At 44.5% G+C, this 15,848-nt stretch carries 13 protein-coding genes; 3 read left to right on the top strand and 10 right to left on the bottom strand.

What is annotated here, in order from left to right; all coding sequences use genetic code 11:
• Nucleotides 1-993 carry a xanthine dehydrogenase family protein subunit M gene (locus CZ794_RS01415; protein ID WP_087039853.1) on the bottom strand — a complete coding sequence of 331 codons (993 nt, stop codon included), beginning with the start codon at nucleotides 991-993 and terminating at the stop codon, nucleotides 1-3.
• Nucleotides 990-1,649 (bottom strand): 2Fe-2S iron-sulfur cluster-binding protein, encoded by a 660-nt coding sequence (locus CZ794_RS01410; RefSeq protein ID WP_087039852.1) that lies wholly within the window; start codon nucleotides 1,647-1,649, stop codon nucleotides 990-992. Before CZ794_RS01410 ends, CZ794_RS01415 begins: the two co-directional genes overlap by 4 nt.
• A 472-nt stretch (nucleotides 1,650-2,121) precedes the next feature.
• Here CZ794_RS01410 and CZ794_RS01405 point away from each other — a divergent pair, with 472 nt between their 5' ends.
• Nucleotides 2,122-2,775: a DsbA family protein gene (locus CZ794_RS01405; protein WP_087039851.1), complete on the top strand. Its 654-nt coding sequence runs from the start codon at nucleotides 2,122-2,124 to the stop codon at nucleotides 2,773-2,775.
• Nucleotides 2,776-2,804: 29 nt separating this feature from the next.
• Nucleotides 2,805-3,500, top strand: a complete 696-nt coding sequence (locus CZ794_RS01400) for a haloacid dehalogenase type II (protein ID WP_087039850.1) — start codon at nucleotides 2,805-2,807, stop codon at nucleotides 3,498-3,500.
• 309 nt (nucleotides 3,501-3,809) lie between these two features.
• Here CZ794_RS01400 and CZ794_RS01395 read toward each other — a convergent pair whose 3' ends face one another.
• Nucleotides 3,810-4,940, bottom strand: coding sequence for an S-(hydroxymethyl)glutathione dehydrogenase/class III alcohol dehydrogenase (locus CZ794_RS01395; RefSeq protein WP_087039849.1), 1,131 nt, complete (start codon nucleotides 4,938-4,940; stop codon nucleotides 3,810-3,812).
• Between the two features lie 329 nt (nucleotides 4,941-5,269).
• Here CZ794_RS01395 and CZ794_RS01390 point away from each other — a divergent pair, with 329 nt between their 5' ends.
• Entirely contained in the window at nucleotides 5,270-6,136 is an 867-nt protein-coding gene (locus tag CZ794_RS01390; protein ID WP_087039848.1) for a LysR family transcriptional regulator, read from the top strand.
• A gap of 7 nt (nucleotides 6,137-6,143) precedes the next feature.
• On the opposite strand, the gene CZ794_RS01385 is transcribed toward CZ794_RS01390, so the two are convergent.
• The 7 genes from CZ794_RS01385 to CZ794_RS01355 form a co-directional block, all read right to left on the bottom strand.
• On the bottom strand, nucleotides 6,144-6,416 hold the full coding sequence (locus tag CZ794_RS01385; RefSeq protein WP_087039847.1) for a DUF4031 domain-containing protein: 273 nt from the start codon (nucleotides 6,414-6,416) through the stop codon (nucleotides 6,144-6,146).
• 26 nt (nucleotides 6,417-6,442) lie between these two features.
• Nucleotides 6,443-8,707, bottom strand: coding sequence for a DUF3488 and transglutaminase-like domain-containing protein (locus CZ794_RS01380; protein ID WP_087039846.1), 2,265 nt, complete (start codon nucleotides 8,705-8,707; stop codon nucleotides 6,443-6,445).
• On the bottom strand, nucleotides 8,704-9,741 hold the full coding sequence (locus CZ794_RS01375; protein ID WP_087039845.1) for a DUF58 domain-containing protein: 1,038 nt from the start codon (nucleotides 9,739-9,741) through the stop codon (nucleotides 8,704-8,706). The genes CZ794_RS01380 and CZ794_RS01375 overlap by 4 nt, the downstream gene beginning before the upstream one ends.
• A gap of 84 nt (nucleotides 9,742-9,825) precedes the next feature.
• Nucleotides 9,826-10,788 carry a MoxR family ATPase gene (locus CZ794_RS01370; RefSeq protein ID WP_143515685.1) on the bottom strand — a complete coding sequence of 321 codons (963 nt, stop codon included), beginning with the start codon at nucleotides 10,786-10,788 and terminating at the stop codon, nucleotides 9,826-9,828.
• A 41-nt stretch (nucleotides 10,789-10,829) separates the two neighbouring features.
• Nucleotides 10,830-11,291 carry a cytochrome c family protein gene (locus tag CZ794_RS01365; protein ID WP_087039843.1) on the bottom strand — a complete coding sequence of 154 codons (462 nt, stop codon included), beginning with the start codon at nucleotides 11,289-11,291 and terminating at the stop codon, nucleotides 10,830-10,832.
• 194 nt (nucleotides 11,292-11,485) lie between these two features.
• Nucleotides 11,486-13,573 carry an EAL domain-containing protein gene (locus CZ794_RS01360; protein ID WP_087039842.1) on the bottom strand — a complete coding sequence of 696 codons (2,088 nt, stop codon included), beginning with the start codon at nucleotides 13,571-13,573 and terminating at the stop codon, nucleotides 11,486-11,488.
• A 333-nt stretch (nucleotides 13,574-13,906) separates the two neighbouring features.
• On the bottom strand, nucleotides 13,907-15,742 hold the full coding sequence (locus CZ794_RS01355; RefSeq protein WP_087039841.1) for a hypothetical protein: 1,836 nt from the start codon (nucleotides 15,740-15,742) through the stop codon (nucleotides 13,907-13,909).
• Nucleotides 15,743-15,848: the final 106 nt, after the last annotated feature.

Raw genomic sequence — 15,848 nt, 5'->3', positions numbered from 1 at the left:
TTATGCTCCTTCGCCAGCTAGTGCACGCTGAATGACTTGCTTTAATAAACGACGTGTCAGTGGTATTTTAAAATCGTTTTGCCCATTGCCTCTCGCTTCTTGCAATAGCAAGTCGGCGGCCTGTTTTATGATCTCATCATTACCATCTGTATCTATCAATAAGGCCTCAACAGCTTCGTTGCGCCATGGTTTAGTACCGATGCCACCGAAAGCCAAACGTACAGTATTTAAATGACCATTGTCACCAACGTCTATGACAGCAGCGCATGATACTAACGCAAATGCATAAGAGGCACGATCACGTACCTTGTCATAGGTATGCATACCCTTGATAGGTGCTGGCAATACGACATGCGTGATAAGCTCGCCACTCTCTAAGACATTTTCGATATGCGGTGTGTCTTTTGGTAGACAGTAAAACTCGCTAACAGGAATGATGCGTGTGCTGCCATCTGCTTTGACTGTCTCAATCTTTGCATCAAGTAGACGCATAGCCACTGCCATGTCAGATGGGTGCTGAGCGATACAAGCGTCACTAGTACCTAAGATAGCAAGGGCACGGTTCTCGCCGTTGATGGCTGGGCAACCTGTGCCGGGTTCACGCTTATTACAAGGGCTGTCTGTCTGATAAAAATAATAACAGCGCGTGCGCTGTAAGAAATTACCGCCTGTGGTCGCCTTGTTGCGTAACTGTCCTGTGGCGCCAGCCAAAATAGCTCGTGACAAGACAGGATAATTGGCAATCACGTCAGGATGACCTGCCAAATCACTATTGGTCACTAGCGTACCAATGCGTAGTCCACCTTCCTCGGTAGTTTCTACTTGCTTTAACGTTAGGCGTGTCACATCTACAAGTTTGGTAGGTGTCTCAATTTCAAGCTTCATCAAATCTAATAAATTGGTGCCACCTGCGATAAACGAAGCGTCTTTGGCACTCGCTGACATAGCAGCTTGCTCAGGTGCATTTGCACGGCTATATTCAAAACGTCTCATGAGCGACCTCCTTGTGTGTTGGCTGCTTGCTGAGGGTTTGAGGCATTACCAAGCTGCGTCTGGCTCGGTGGTGGTGACCAAATACCCGTGACTTGTGATCCCTTTTTTGTATCCGTTGTAGATACGTCTGTGACAGACTTTTCTGCAACTTCGCTCTCAAGCACTTGTGAGATGGCTTTAATAATATTGGGATAAGCAGAACAGCGACAAATATTGCCACTCATGCGCTCTGCGATCTCTTGTACGAGCAGCCCGTCAGGATTTTTTAAATCGGCTGTCACATAGCTTGGCCAATTTTGCTTCACTTCTTCTATCAAGGCCGTTGCTGAACAAATCTGCCCTGGTGTGCAATAGCCGCACTGAAAGGCGTCATTGTCAGTAAAAGCTTGTTGTAATGCCGACAAAGATTCGGGCATCCCGATACCTTCAATCGTCGTGATCTCATCACCTTCATGCATCACTGCAAGCGTCAAGCAAGAATTGACTCGTTGTCCATTGATGAGCATAGTACAAGCACCACATTGACCGTGATCACAGCCTTTTTTTGGTCCGGTAATTTGTAAATGTTGGCGACAGACATCGAGCAATGTTGTTCGTGTGTCGAGATTATCGAATTGATAATCTCGCTTATTTATTGTTAGTGTTAAGGTAGTCATGCTGGCTTCTCGCTGGCAGGTAAACATAAAAGAATGGCTATAAACGCTTTTCACAACCGTATTAATGAATTTATTATGACTGAACAGACGAGTTATTTTGTTCTGACTTTGTAGTCATTAGAGTGTAGTTTTTAATCCAGAATCACCTTCAGAGGCTTACATCTTCGTTTTTAATTTGACCATACATTATTTGATTCACGGTACCTTATAACCAAATAACCAAAATGCGTGACTCTTAAAATTTGAATGCAATCACTACTCATACTTAACTAAGTGGTCTTACCATTGGACTCGTTACCAAAGTTACAGTAGGTAACTGAAGTCGTCACTTAGCCTACATTGCAATCGCTCTCACATTCTCCTAGTATGAGTTATAGTTTTTATCTCACTTCAAGCATCAAACGATGACTGTTTAAAGTAACGATAAAATACCCATCTAAAATAGAATAAAAAACAAATCCTGTGAGGCATTATGAAACCGTCAGAAAAACCCTTACGTATAGACATCGTCTCAGATGTTGTCTGCCCTTGGTGCGTCATTGGCTATCGCCAGCTGGCAGAAGCCCTAAAACAAACAAATACCGCTTATAGCATTCACTGGCATCCGTTTGAGCTTAATTCAAACATGCCAAGCGAGGGGCAAAATCTACGTGAGCATATTATTGAAAAGTATGGCTCTACTAAAGAAGAGTCTGACGCCAGCCGCGAGAGAATGACAGCAGCTGGAAGAGAAGTTGGCTTTGAGTTTGATTTCAATGACGACACGCGCATGCACAATACATTTAACCTGCATCAGCTTTTGCATTGGGCCGATCAGCAAGGACGTATGCACGAGTTAAAACAGGCACTGTTTGAGGCGCATTTTACTCATAATAGAAATATCTCTGATATCAATGTACTTGCTGACATTGCAGCAGAAACAGGACTTGATCGTAGTGAGGCACTGGCAGTGTTAGAAGGTCAGTTTTTTGCCAAAGAAGTGCGCGCAGAAGAGCAGCATTGGCAACAGCAAGGCATTCAAAGCGTGCCAGCGATTATCTTTAATGAGCGTCATCTGGTTAGCGGTGCTCAAGGCGTTAATAATTACGTCAGTATTTTAGAGCAATTGGCTACTATGTCTGACTAATCCATTGTTTCAAATAAAAAGGCTTGTTTATGTCTTCGACTCACAGTCCAAATATTCTTGTATTCGATGTTAACGAGACACTGCTCGACATCACTACTCTGACCCCTTTATTCACTCGTCTTTTTGATGATCAAGCTATTTTTAGAGAATGGTTCGCACAATTGGTGCTGTATTCACAAACCATGACGTTGTCTGGTCTTTACACGCCTTTTAACGAGCTTGGGGTTGGCGCATTACGTATGATTGCTGGTATTTATCAGATAACGCTGACAGAAAGCGATATTGCTGAATTCAAAGAGCGTATGAGCAACATGCCTGCTCATGCTGATGCGATACCAGCACTCACTCGCTTACGTGAGGCTGGATTTCGATTGGTGACTTTAACCAACTCTCCGAGCAGCGCGTCACCCACGCCACTAGAAAAAGCAGGGTTGAGCGATTTTTTTGAGCATCATTTTAGTGTTGAAGCCGTCAGCAAGTTCAAGCCTGCACCTGAAACCTATCAATTGGTTGCCGATACGTTGGCAGTGGACTTATCCGATTTGTGTCTGGTCGCCTGTCATCTTTGGGATACCATCGGCGCGCAAGCAGCAGGTTGTCATTCCGCCTTTGTTACCAGACCACATAATGCCATGCTGCCAGCAGCCAATGTGCCAGAGCCTAATTTTGTGGCATCAGATCTGATAACGTTAACTGACAAAATTATTAGTGCAAAGCATGATTAATTGGTCTACTTATTTGATTGTTATAGTCAATCCACTATAAAATAAATACAGCGCTACTGAGATAAATTTTTCGTCGCCTCTGTCTGCGAAGGCACAGCAAGCAAGGAAAACTTGTTCCAGTAATGCGTGTCAATCGACGTATCTATATTATATGGGACTGGCTATATTAACGTTATTTTAGCCTAGCAATTTTCTAAGTGTTAAAAAAGTCGTTCAAAATATCTTTCAAAAAAATACCGTTCAAAAAAAATGCTACCCCACTATTGGCGTAGCATTTTTAATGTATGGTTCTAATATGTCAGCTATATTTCACTCTGAAAAATGAACCACAGAACGAATGCTTTCGCCTTTGTGCATCAAGTCAAACGCATCATTGATACCTTCTAATGGCATGGTATGCGTGATAAAATCTTGCAGTGGGATTTCACCTGCCAAATAACGCTCAACATAGCCGGGCAATTCTGAACGACCTTTCACGCCGCCAAATGCAGAGCCTCTCCAGACGCGACCGGTAACCAACTGGAACGGACGAGTAGAGATTTCTTGTCCCGCACCTGCCACACCGATAATGACCGACTCACCCCATCCTTTGTGACAGCACTCAAGCGCTGAGCGCATGACATCGACGTTACCGATACATTCGAAAGAATAATCAACACCGCCATCGGTTAATTCAACGATGACTTCTTGAATTGGCTTGTCGTAGTCCTTGGGATTGATGCAGTCTGTTGCGCCCAGTTTTTTGGCCAGCTCAAACTTGCTTTCATTAATATCAATAGCAATGATACGGCTGGCTTTTGCCATCTCAGCACCAATGATGGCTGACAGTCCAATACCGCCCAGACCGAAGATAGCCACCGTTGCACCCTCTTCGACTTTGGCCGTATTCATGACCGCACCCATACCTGTGGTCACACCGCAACCAAGCAAGCAAACCTCTTCTAGCGGGGCTTCTTTGTTGACTTTGGCCAAAGAAATCTCTGGTAAAACGGTATATTCAGAGAAAGTTGAGCAGCCCATGTAATGGTAAATTGGCTCACCATCTTTATAAAAACGCGTGGTACCGTCTGGCATGAGACCTTTGCCTTGGGTTTCGCGCACTGCGGAGCACAGGTTGGTTTTACCTGAACGACACATTTTACAAACGCCGCATTCTGCTGTGTATAAAGGAATAACGTGGTCGCCCACTTGAACGCTGGTCACGCCTTCGCCGATTTGCTCAACAATGCCGCCACCTTCGTGACCTAAAATTGCTGGAAAAACGCCTTCTGGATCTTCACCAGATAAGGTAAAAGCGTCGGTATGGCAAACGCCACTCGCCACAATTTTGACCAACACTTCGCCTTTTTTGGGTAGCATGACATCCACTTCTTCAATAGACAATGGCTGCTTTGGCCCCCATGCAATGGCGGCTTTAGATTTGATAAATTTATCTGACATATGCATATTCTCTTTTTAATGGATTGTTGTTATGGGGAATAGCCGATTTACTTTAAGGGCGATTGGAATGCATGTTGCGCTGCCTCTAGATGAGCAGCAAGCACGTAACATTTGTATCAGTCACCTGTGATTATCATCGCTTTTAACTATCAATGTATCGATTTTATGTTCAAATGACCATTCCACTAGCTTATCTTGCTCACCCAGTGTAGGCAAGCCGCGAGACGATGGATTTGTTTTCTTTACCATAGTGATGACCATTATAGTTTTTTCTGTAATGATAACAATATGCTATATTTGCAAATATCTTTTACACACGGGTAATAATCATGCGCTGGGATGGTATTAGCGAATTTGTTTATGTTGCAGAGTACGAAAGCTTTACGCGCGCGGCAAAAGAGCTTGGAATATCCACCGCGCAAGTCAGCCGACAGATCAGTGCTTTGGAGAAGCGACTAAATATCAAACTGCTGTATCGCACGACGCGCAAGGTTTCTCTCTCAGAAGAAGGGCGTGTGTTTTATCAGCATTGCCGCGGTGTACTCGATGGCTTAGATGCGGCGGAGCAAGCGGTCAGTAGCTTACAATCCAAACCTCAAGGCCGAGTCAAACTGACTGCCCCTATGACTTATGGCGAACAACAAATAGTCCCGCTACTCAATGATTTTATGGTGCAGTATCCTGATATCGAAGTGACGGCTTTTTTGAGCAATCAAAAAATAGACTTGGTTGAGGGCGGTTATGATTTGGCTATTCGGATTGGCAAATTAAGCGATTCGATGATGATGGCAAAAAAACTCAGTCGTCGTACCAACTTTGTTTGCGCCACCCCTGCTTATCTTAACCAATATGGTGTGCCACGCGCATTAAAGGATCTGGGTCAGCATAATTGTCTCTTGGGTACACGCGACCATTGGCATTTTGTTGAAAAAGGCCAAGAAAAAAATCTACAGGTGACAGGAACTGTGCACTACAACAGCGGTCATGGCTTGGTAGATGCAGCGTTAAAAAATTTAGGTCTTGTGCAATTGCCTGACTATTATGTACAAAAATACTTAGCATCAGGCGAGCTGGTCAGTATATTGGACGGTTATAGAGAGCCTGAAGAAAATATCTGGGCCATTTATCCGCACAACCGTCATCTATCACCAAAAATCAGACTGCTCGTAGATTATTTAGCAGTACATTTGGCTTAAAACGCCATTAAGTTGCATGACTATGTAATTCTATTTTTAGCTTCTTTGCGCATTCAATGATTTTTCTTCTATCGGCAGGCTGCGCGCCGTACTCGATGGCGGTTTCTCGCATTTGTACCGTCACATCATAATGAGGATAGCTGGCGTTACGATGAAACAGACGCTTATCCACGTCAATCAATGCTGCAAACTCATGCAATTCTTGTAAAGAATCGGCCAGCATATGACACCATTTATGGCCTCTAAACTCTATACATACAAAGTCCACATATATTGTCATGTCACACCTCTTTTATTGTCAAACCGTTAAAGCAATTCTCGCACGTTCTTTTTTAACTGCGCCAGTGTGTGTTGGTATTCAGCATCACGATGATCCACTGTACTCAATCGCCCATAGCGCAGCTGTCGATAATCCTGTTTAATGGACGTGATTTTGGTTTGTAGCGTGTCTGTATGCGCTTTATTTGTCGGCTGATGATGGCGCTCAGTGTCACTCTGAGAATGTGTCTGCTTCTGTTGACCATCCATCGTTACCGCTACACGATCAAGCCAAGACAGCATCCCTTCATCCTCTGCTCGTGCCAGCAACTGATCGCGTTTGCTCAAACGCTTGGAGAGCTGTGCCAATGGCCTGTCTGCTGGATGCCAGCGTCTACGGCGGCGCTGCCAAATCAGTAGTATCAAAACCACCATCACTATAATAGCGCTGGTTGCCAACCAAATAATCTGCCCCATGACTGAGCGAATATTGAACCATTTTAATAGCGAATTGGCTTGCTTATCTTGATCATAACCCACCACGTCTTTTTGCCAATAGTAACTGGCCTGATCCGATAAACGCCGTAAGGCTTGTAACATCTGATATTGCTGATAACTGATTTGAGCACCAGCGCCATCACCAAACATTGCCGCGCCGCGTGACTCTGTGATCGCATTCATCCCCTGCTCTACGCGTTCAGGCGCGACAAAGCTTGTCGGATCAACCCTTACCCAACCTTGGTCTTCAAGCCAGACTTCAGTCCACGCGTGAGCATCTTTTTGGCGTACTTCCCAGACATTACCACCGCGGCTCAGCTCGCCACCCTGATAGCCCGCCACCACACGCGCTGGGATACCTGCTGCTCGCAACATGAAGGTAAAACTTGAGGAATAATGCTCACAAAACCCTGCTTTAGTGTCAAATAAAAACTCATCAATGCGATCATTATTCAATCGGGGCGGTGATAGCGTATAGCGAAATTCGGTTTGATTGATCCAGCGCTCGATAGCATTCATATAACGAATAGGATCTGACCCCGACTGTGCAAGCAACTGCTTAGCCAATGCACGCGCTTTGGGATTCCCCTCAGCTGGCAAGGCAAGATTGAGTTGCCGCAGCTCATCAGGCAAAATAGGATCGATCTGCATTGGCGTGAACTGTAAAGCCTCATAACGTAGCTGCTGAGTGACGGGCTCATCCTTTCGTAAGGTAAAATTTGATGTCACACTGACGTCTTGCCGCTGAGTAAAGGGATAATCAAGCCCGAATAGCCAGTTTTGCTGAGTAGGCTCTAAAACCACCGTATAATTTATCGGTGACTGTTTTGCGGTTTCGGGCACAGTGGCAAAGGCATTTTCAATCCAAGTTGGCATTTGCGGTGACGCTCGCCATTGCCTTTGCTCTAAGCTTGGACGCCACGTAACCCCATCAAAATCACTAAACACCAATCCTCGCCAATACAGCGCTTGCTGCGGTGGACGACTATCCGCAAACTCTACTCGAAAAGCGAGTTCAGTGGATTGTCCTAAACTGGCAAAATCACCCGGCGACATACTGTCAGACACGCCAGTGGTCGCCTGTCCACTTGATAGCTGCACTGACCACAAAGGTGGCAGCCGCGGAAAAAATAAAAACAGCACAACCAACAATGGCAATGCCCCAATACCCAAGACGCCAAGCGTACGCAGACGACCGTCACCGCGAGTATTACCATCATCATTGAGCGCAATGAATGCCAATAACACGACAATCACGCCAATAACCACTTCTAGCGTTGTTACCAACCCTTGATCCATCAAAAACAGCGCAGCAAGGACAAACAAGGACAGGTTCAATAATACATAGGCATCGCGGCGCTTATATAACTCCCAAAGCTTACTGACTAGGCACAGCACTAAAAATGCCACCCCCATATCCAGTCCAAATGCAGTATTGTAAGTCAGCCACAACCCTGCCAATCCCAGCAAGAAACCCAGCATTTGCATGCCTTGGTAGATCCGCTTTAGATGGCGTCTCTCCTTAAATCGTCCCTTCACTCTTGGCAACTGAGCCACAATACTAACGATGGCAAAGCCTATTAGCCACAACGGCAAGTGTGCGGCATGAGGCAACACCACGATTATCTGAGCCAGTAGTACCCAATAATAGGCTGGTAACGCCAATAGTTTGCGGTACCATCTATTGCTATCGACAAGATTACTTTGAGTAACGATATGCCGACCTACGGCCAAATGCTCAAAACTGGCAGCGTTTGCGCTATCAGTAGATGGGTGAACCACGGAGCGCTTAGTTAGGGGCTGAGAATTTGTCATGGTGCTTTCGCCAATCTGAGTAAGCACGTTTGCGCAAAATTATTGCCTTCACCAAGCGGAGTTACCGAGGGCGCATCATGGGGTAAGCGCATTCTAAATGGCACGCCCAATTGACCCAGTGCCATCGCGCCATAGGCCAGCTGTGACAGCTTTTGTTCATGGTGTGCAGCTGGCATATCCATATAGTCCAAGGTTTGCTCATGACCGACAGGATCAGAAAAGTGCTTGGTAAACATACCTTGACCGCGCGCAACATGCCCCCAAGACACGCGCGCAAGCGACTCGCCTTCTCGGTAGTTATCGAGACGCTCAAACTCATCTTGACCTTGTCGATATTGCCCACCTGTTGGCAAGTCTTCTAGGCTTGCCTCTGAATAGTACGTTTGCCAATCAAACACCTCTGGCTTCGGATACACCCAAGCGGTGCGGGCAAAATACACATAAGACCATGCGCGCATGATACCTAGTGGATATACGGTTTTGATGGTCAATCGTGGCAGTTCAAGCATACCGCGAGCATCGGTCTGAACAGGCAGACGAATGGTTTGCTCGCCTTGAAGCTGAGTGACTAGTACAGAATGCTGGTCCTCGTGGTTATTTTGGCTTTTTTTATCCAAAGATTTTATGGTTTTTTTATCGGATTGCTCAAAACCAAATAAGAGCTGTCTTCTTGGTTGCCTACTATCACTACGCAGTTGCAATGTGACCCAAGCAGGCGTACCCGCTTGGGTCATCGTCACTTCTGACAGCACCACTTTTAATCCTGAGATATGAGCAAACGTCACATGAAAACTGATCAGCCAAATGCTGACAAGATAAAAGCAGAGTCCTAGTACCAAATTATTGCCATAGTTGATACCAGCAATAAAGGTGATGATCAATAAGACTGCAAACAACAACCCTTCACGGCTGAAAAAGATATAGATATTACGCAAGTTGAGCGTTGCGCTGTCACTTTTGGGTGCCCGCGCGTCAAACCAACGGCGTAATATCGACCTGATAGGAGCCGTTAAGGCTTTTGGCAAAAGACGCATAGTTGCCCTATCCTCATCATAGAATTAAAAGAGTTACGAGCATGTAGCAAGCATTTTAAATAAGCATTTTTGCTAAATAGCGTTTTAGACAACAACAGGCACTTCTGCCAAGATGCGTTGAGCGATAGTCAAGGGCGCTTGTCCACCACCTGTGACATGAGCTGGTATAAAACGCTGACCCAAACGATGATCAGTGACTGCGGCGAATACTGCTTGAATGTCTTCAGGTGTTATCTCCATATGACCAGAGACATACGCATGGGCTTGAGCGGCGCGCTGTAACGACAAGACTCCGCGTGGGGATAACCCATGATACTCTTGGCTTGCTCGAGTTTTTGCCACCAAACGCTGTAGATAGTCTAAAACCACATCAGCAACATAAACTTGTTTGACCCCTTGCTGAGCCAATATTACAGTCTCTGTATCAAGCATAGCAGCCAAATCTTTTAACAGCTCACGGCGATCCTGACCTTTTAATAGCTCGCGCTCTGCTGTAGGAGAAGGATACCCCAGTGATAAGCACAACAAAAACCGATCAAGCTGCGACTCTGGTAAAGGGTACACGCCTGCTTGCTGTAAAGGGTTTTGCGTTGCAATCACAAAAAATGGCTGCGGTAAGAAATAAGTTTGCCCGTCTTGCGTGACTTGCCGCTCCTCCATTGCCTCTAACAGTGCGCTTTGTGTTTTTGGACTAGAGCGATTGACTTCATCCGCAAGCAACAGTTGCGTAAAAATAGGCCCTGGTCGAAACTCGAATTTTTGCTTACTTTGATCGTAGATACTCATCCCTAAAATATCTGCTGGCAACATATCGTTGGTGAACTGCACTCGACTAAAACTCAATCCCAACAGTTGCGCCAACCCTTGCGCCAGAGTCGTCTTTCCCATACCTGGCAAGTCTTGCAATAGTATGTGCCCACCTGCCAATATGCCGCTGAGCGCCAGTTTGACCGCTTGCGGCTTATCCAATACAATTTGGTTTAACTGTATCATCATCTGTGCAATTTTCTGCTGGTTGTGAAGATAGTCGGTCTCTGAATGGGTCATAGTAATGTACTGGCTCATTTTTATAGGGATAGTATGGTAAATCAGGGATTGTTTTTACTGTCTTCTACTGGTTCTGCGGCACGAAGCGTCGATAAATACGCGATCAAATCAGTACGCTCTTTGATATCTGGCATAGGATCTGAGAGCATTTTTGAATTTGGCATTGCTTTTTGGGCGTCGGCAATATAGGGATCTAGTGTTTCTGCATTCCATACCCAACCTGACTGCGCCAACCCTTCGCTGTAAGTATAGTCTTTTAGTTGAGCAGCTGGCGCGCCGTATATATTCATCAGCTGCGGACCTTTTTTGTTGAGACCCGCATTGAGCTGATGACATTGGCCACAAGCTTCTTTATAAATGGTGGCCCCTTTATGAGCATCGCCTTTGGTATACACAGATAACGTGACAGGGGCGCGATGGTCAGGCGGGGTATGATCACAGGCAGTCAGTAATAAAATGGCAGAAAAAAGACCGCTTATGTAACATTTACTAGAGATAGGCATTTTTAACAATCTTTGGGTGATGAGTGTCAGCTACGATAGATACTAGATACTATCAGCTGCAACGTTAGAATAAATATAAAGCATCAAGTCGACCATAGCAGCCTATAAACAAATAGCACTGTCTCTAGGCATTCATATCAATAAAAAATGTCTATAGACAACGCTAATCTAAGACCATACGGCCATAAAAACTATTAGCTCGCAAGCTTGATCGTGGTGCTTGGCTCTTCTAAGTAGTAGCCTTGTAGATAGCGTGCACCGACACTCCATGCGACAGACATCGTCGCTGCGTCTTCAATATAAGGCATGAGTACATCGACCTTAGCTTCATTGGTACGACTGATAAGAGATTTGACCGCTTCTAGGTTTTCTGCTGATTCAATACCCTCTACATAGTTATGAGCCAAACGTACCATATCAGGCTGCACAAAGCTGATAATTTCTACCGATTTGGCAGAAGAACCAAAATTATTGATGCCAATCTGACAACCCATTTGATTTAGAGCGATAAATTGATGTTTTGCTAAGGTCAAATGGTCTGAAATATCGTTTTCACCAAACTGTATGGTCAGCATGCCAGAGGCACCACCTACTGCTTTTATAAGTTGACTTACAATATCCGGTAACTTTTTATCGACTAAAGAGGCATTGGTCAATTGTATAAGCAATCTGGCTTGAGGACTGACTTTACGAATATCATTGATTTTTTTGCAAGCATTGATCAATACCCATCGATCTATTTTTTCGAGCAAGTTGTGCGATTTGGCAACAGCCATAAATTGATCAGGGGTCAATACTGTATTGTCTGCATCTGCTAATGGCAGACGTAGGTATACTTCAAAAAAGTCGCTGCGATCATGATTAATGTCGTATATCGGCTGGAACGACAGCTCAAAGCGATTGTTGGCAATGGCATCAATCAACGATTCGGCAAGGGCATGATCATCACTGTTGGCATGCTCACTTGGATCGTACAGATGATACTTACCACCATGATTGGAGGTTTCTATCATGATTTGGCTAATGGCATGTATCGCGCGTTCTAGTAAGACAGCAGGTTCTGCGGTATTTCTTTCTATTTTGGTAATACCAATACTGACGGTAGTACTGATCGTACGCTTATCTACTTCAATCAACATACCACCAATTCGAGAACCGATATTTTCTGCCAGCTTTTCTAACTCTGACGTTGTTTTATTCTCTACCAATATAGTAAAAGCGGTATCGCTAAAACGACTCACATATCCATCTGATACCATCTCATCTAAGGTATAAGCCACCTGTTTGACGGTTGCATCGATACCTTGCAGACCCAAACTGCTACTAATTTTACCGACATTATCCAGCTGCACATATAATAGCGCTGCGGTCAGTAATCCTTGCTGCGCCTGCTGGTATACGATTTCTATTTGCTCTTCAAAACCGCGACGGTTATCAATCCCAGTCAAGCTGTCCTGACGTTCAGCTGCCGCTAAACGCTTAGCCACTTCTGCACTATTACTGTGGTTTTGTTGGATGATAACCTGAGTCACAGGCTCTCCCTCCAAAGTCGCTGCCGCGAGCTGCAACTTTGCTTCAAAGGTGCTACCATCTGTACGTATACTTTCAAAATTAAACTCTACTTCTTGTCGACTGCCTTTATCAAATTGACGTAAGAATTGCTTAAAACCTTTAACGTTATTGCCGCCTGCAATCAAATCAATAATGGGCACACCGATGGCCTCGCTCATTGAGTTAAAGCCGAAAAGCTGAAGATAAGGGTCGTTAGCGAAAATATGAACCCCTTGATCGATATAAGCAACCGCACTTTTAGAGTTTTTAATCAATACATTGGCGCGTTGCTCCGCTTCAGAGATGACATGCCGTAAATTTTTGAGTTCGCGGCGACTGCGTAAATTGTCGTGCTGCAAACAAATAGACATCACTACGGCCATTTCTTGATCAGCTCGCAGCGCCTTCACCATGATGCCACTGATAATACTAGGCAAACCTTGCTCGTTATTGGCTGTCGCTGACATCTCTTCGGTCAGTAGACAAATCATGGGCAGATCCACGCCTTGCTCTTGAATGATGCCTACCGCATCGGTAAAGCTCATATCGTAAGCCTTACCGAATACCAAAGTGTCCCAAGGCTGCCGCAACGCCTTCAAAAACTCCTCTTTGTCATCCAAAAACCCCAAATTTACGGTGTCATAATACCCCTCCAGTAAACTGACGAGGCGTTCAGCATAAAGCTGGTCATCATCGATGACTAATAGATTTAAGATGGATTGAGTGCGCATAAAGAAGCCTTTTGAATCTTGTGATGTTATTTTCATATCGGACATTAGATACCATACACCTTTTCCAAAAATACAATCATATAGAGCGTACTATCAAGAATGGGCTTAGCGGCTTTTGTGATTCTGATATTTTTTTTGTTCAAGTCAAAATGTCAGGCTCATGAGCCAAAGGTATCGCATAGATTAGGGTGATCATTATCGTCATTATAGACAATAATCTAATGGGTTGCAGGTTAACTTACCCGCTGCATTGTTTAGTCAAACTATTTAAAAAATATAGGTCATAGTTTCTATACATATCCGGGTCTCTATTTTTATAGTAAAAGAAGCCAGTCATATTTTTACTATCTCATACTGGCTAAATTCATCCGTGAATAATACTCTTTTTTCCAAGCGTAGAGGCGTTTGTTTATTGTTGATACGCATCGTTACTCTATCATTTGACTGGAAATAGGCAGTTGGCACTATTAGCGTAGCTGCCGTTTGCAGCCGTTCATCCCCACCAAGGATAAACGCTGGTACAAAGTGTTGACTGCGATTGTCTCGACCTTCCAAACGTACACCGCAAGCTACCACTGCATGCCCAAGCACTTGCCACTCAACCTCTGGGTTTTTATCCTCAAGATGCAACCATTGTGCCACTCCTATCGACCAATCAGTCGACTCGCTTATGTCAGGACGGCAGATTAAAAAAAGACTCAGAGTAGATACTAATAAAGGGGCTGTTGTCGTCAATTTCTGGTGAACAACGCTTAGATCAGGGCCTTCTTGATTGAGTAATGCTTTGGTCAGAGCAATGTCACTATCCATCACAGCTTTACTATCGTTTGATATGGTGTCTTTATTTAATATGGTTTCTGTATTCGTCGCCTGCGAATGATCTGATGGGGATACCAATTGCAATCTGCGAAATAAAGCCGTGTCACTATTACTTAAAATCTCATGGATAACAGTTTCATCGCCGCCCCGCTTGTGCTTGCCTGTCTCATAGCGGGGTCGCTGCTCCTCTGGCAAATCATTCACAGCAATCAAGTTGGCAAAACTTTGTGAACCACTCACGCGATAATGAATATTATTAAAGCCTGTGATTAGTACCACCTCTTGTTTGATAGCATGTTTGGTCGCTGGTGTGAGCGGTGTTTGCAGATATCGATACCTCATTGTCATCGATAGTTTGTTTAACAAATAGCATTCAGCGCCTTCACTATCCTCTACAATTAAAGACTGTACACGTGCTTCAAAATACGCGAGCAATGGGCCAAGCTCTATAAACAAGCAATGATGATGATCTTCATACGGGTTGATATCAGAGTTGGCCGTCAAATAAGCGGGCGGTTTGTCACTATCTAAATCAACGAATACTCGTGTCTCAGTTTTTGGCTCTATCGTGGCAACAATATATTTGCTCCATTCAGGCAATAGGCGCTGGACAAGTAAAACGGTCTGGCGTTGCATGGCACGCAGATTCAATAAACTGTGAAGACAAATTTGACAATACAATTGGTGTATATTACTGGCTCGTAGGCTACTTGTAGTTTCAATATGATTGACAGTCAACACGTGCCGCTGATGAGCAAGAGCATATAACCGATTGATTTTGTACCACAAGTAAGGCGATGGTTTTTGATAACAAGTGACCTCTTCGCTCAGTAATTTTTGGTACATTAACAACGTCTGATAAATTGCCGTAGCCAGTAGTACCGACGAATCATTACTCACTTTGAAATAGCGTTTCCAGACTTTGCTCGGAGGCTTTTTCCGGCTTTGTAGCAATGTCTGCTTATAATGTATCACTCTGTCGTAAGCCATAATAATGAGATAATATAACGACTTTACCTGAGCCATATGAGACAACTGCACGTCATTTAGCGCGCCAGTCTCATAAATATAGTGTTGTCTTAACGTGGCAACGAGTTGATCTGAGGCATCTATCACTTGCGCTAACAGTTTGAGACGTTGCTGCTCCTTGATATTGACCTCACGTAATACGGTGAGTATCTTTTCTAGCTGTTCTGCTTGCTGTTCAGGCGTTTGAGAAGGCAAGGTTGCCAATAGTTTGAGCAAATAGTGCTCTTGACCATTGGCCGATCGACTCATAGAAGGTGGCTGCGCTTGAGAAAGGGACTTTTTAGAAGACAGATATTCTTGAAACGTTGACAAAGTTATCATCGGTATTCCTAAGAACTAGGGTATGGCCTTATTTTTTCCACAAAATAAGACAGATTTTAATCAAACCTCAATAGGAGCGCAGACAACATCTGCATGTCATCCAATG

Source organism: Psychrobacter sp. JB385, from assembly GCF_900163785.1.
Taxonomy (GTDB): Bacteria; Pseudomonadota; Gammaproteobacteria; order Pseudomonadales; family Moraxellaceae; genus Psychrobacter.
This window is presented reverse-complemented; position numbering and strand designations above follow the sequence as displayed.

What these genes read in the sequence shown, in the direction of transcription:
- CZ794_RS01355 (WP_087039841.1), bottom strand. Translation starts at nt 15,742, where the DNA reads ATGATAACTTTGTCAACGTTTCAAGAATATCTGTCTTCTAAAAAGTCC.
- CZ794_RS01365 (WP_087039843.1), bottom strand. Translation starts at nt 11,291, where the DNA reads ATGCCTATCTCTAGTAAATGTTACATAAGCGGTCTTTTTTCTGCCATT.
- CZ794_RS01415 (WP_087039853.1), bottom strand. Translation starts at nt 993, where the DNA reads ATGAGACGTTTTGAATATAGCCGTGCAAATGCACCTGAGCAAGCTGCT.
- CZ794_RS01390 (WP_087039848.1), top strand. Translation starts at nt 5,270, where the DNA reads ATGCGCTGGGATGGTATTAGCGAATTTGTTTATGTTGCAGAGTACGAA.
- CZ794_RS01400 (WP_087039850.1), top strand. Translation starts at nt 2,805, where the DNA reads ATGTCTTCGACTCACAGTCCAAATATTCTTGTATTCGATGTTAACGAG.
- CZ794_RS01385 (WP_087039847.1), bottom strand. Translation starts at nt 6,416, where the DNA reads ATGACAATATATGTGGACTTTGTATGTATAGAGTTTAGAGGCCATAAA.
- CZ794_RS01380 (WP_087039846.1), bottom strand. Translation starts at nt 8,707, where the DNA reads ATGACAAATTCTCAGCCCCTAACTAAGCGCTCCGTGGTTCACCCATCT.
- CZ794_RS01370 (WP_143515685.1), bottom strand. Translation starts at nt 10,788, where the DNA reads ATGACCCATTCAGAGACCGACTATCTTCACAACCAGCAGAAAATTGCA.
- CZ794_RS01410 (WP_087039852.1), bottom strand. Translation starts at nt 1,649, where the DNA reads ATGACTACCTTAACACTAACAATAAATAAGCGAGATTATCAATTCGAT.
- CZ794_RS01395 (WP_087039849.1), bottom strand. Translation starts at nt 4,940, where the DNA reads ATGTCAGATAAATTTATCAAATCTAAAGCCGCCATTGCATGGGGGCCA.
- CZ794_RS01405 (WP_087039851.1), top strand. Translation starts at nt 2,122, where the DNA reads ATGAAACCGTCAGAAAAACCCTTACGTATAGACATCGTCTCAGATGTT.
- CZ794_RS01360 (WP_087039842.1), bottom strand. Translation starts at nt 13,573, where the DNA reads ATGCGCACTCAATCCATCTTAAATCTATTAGTCATCGATGATGACCAG.
- CZ794_RS01375 (WP_087039845.1), bottom strand. Translation starts at nt 9,741, where the DNA reads ATGCGTCTTTTGCCAAAAGCCTTAACGGCTCCTATCAGGTCGATATTA.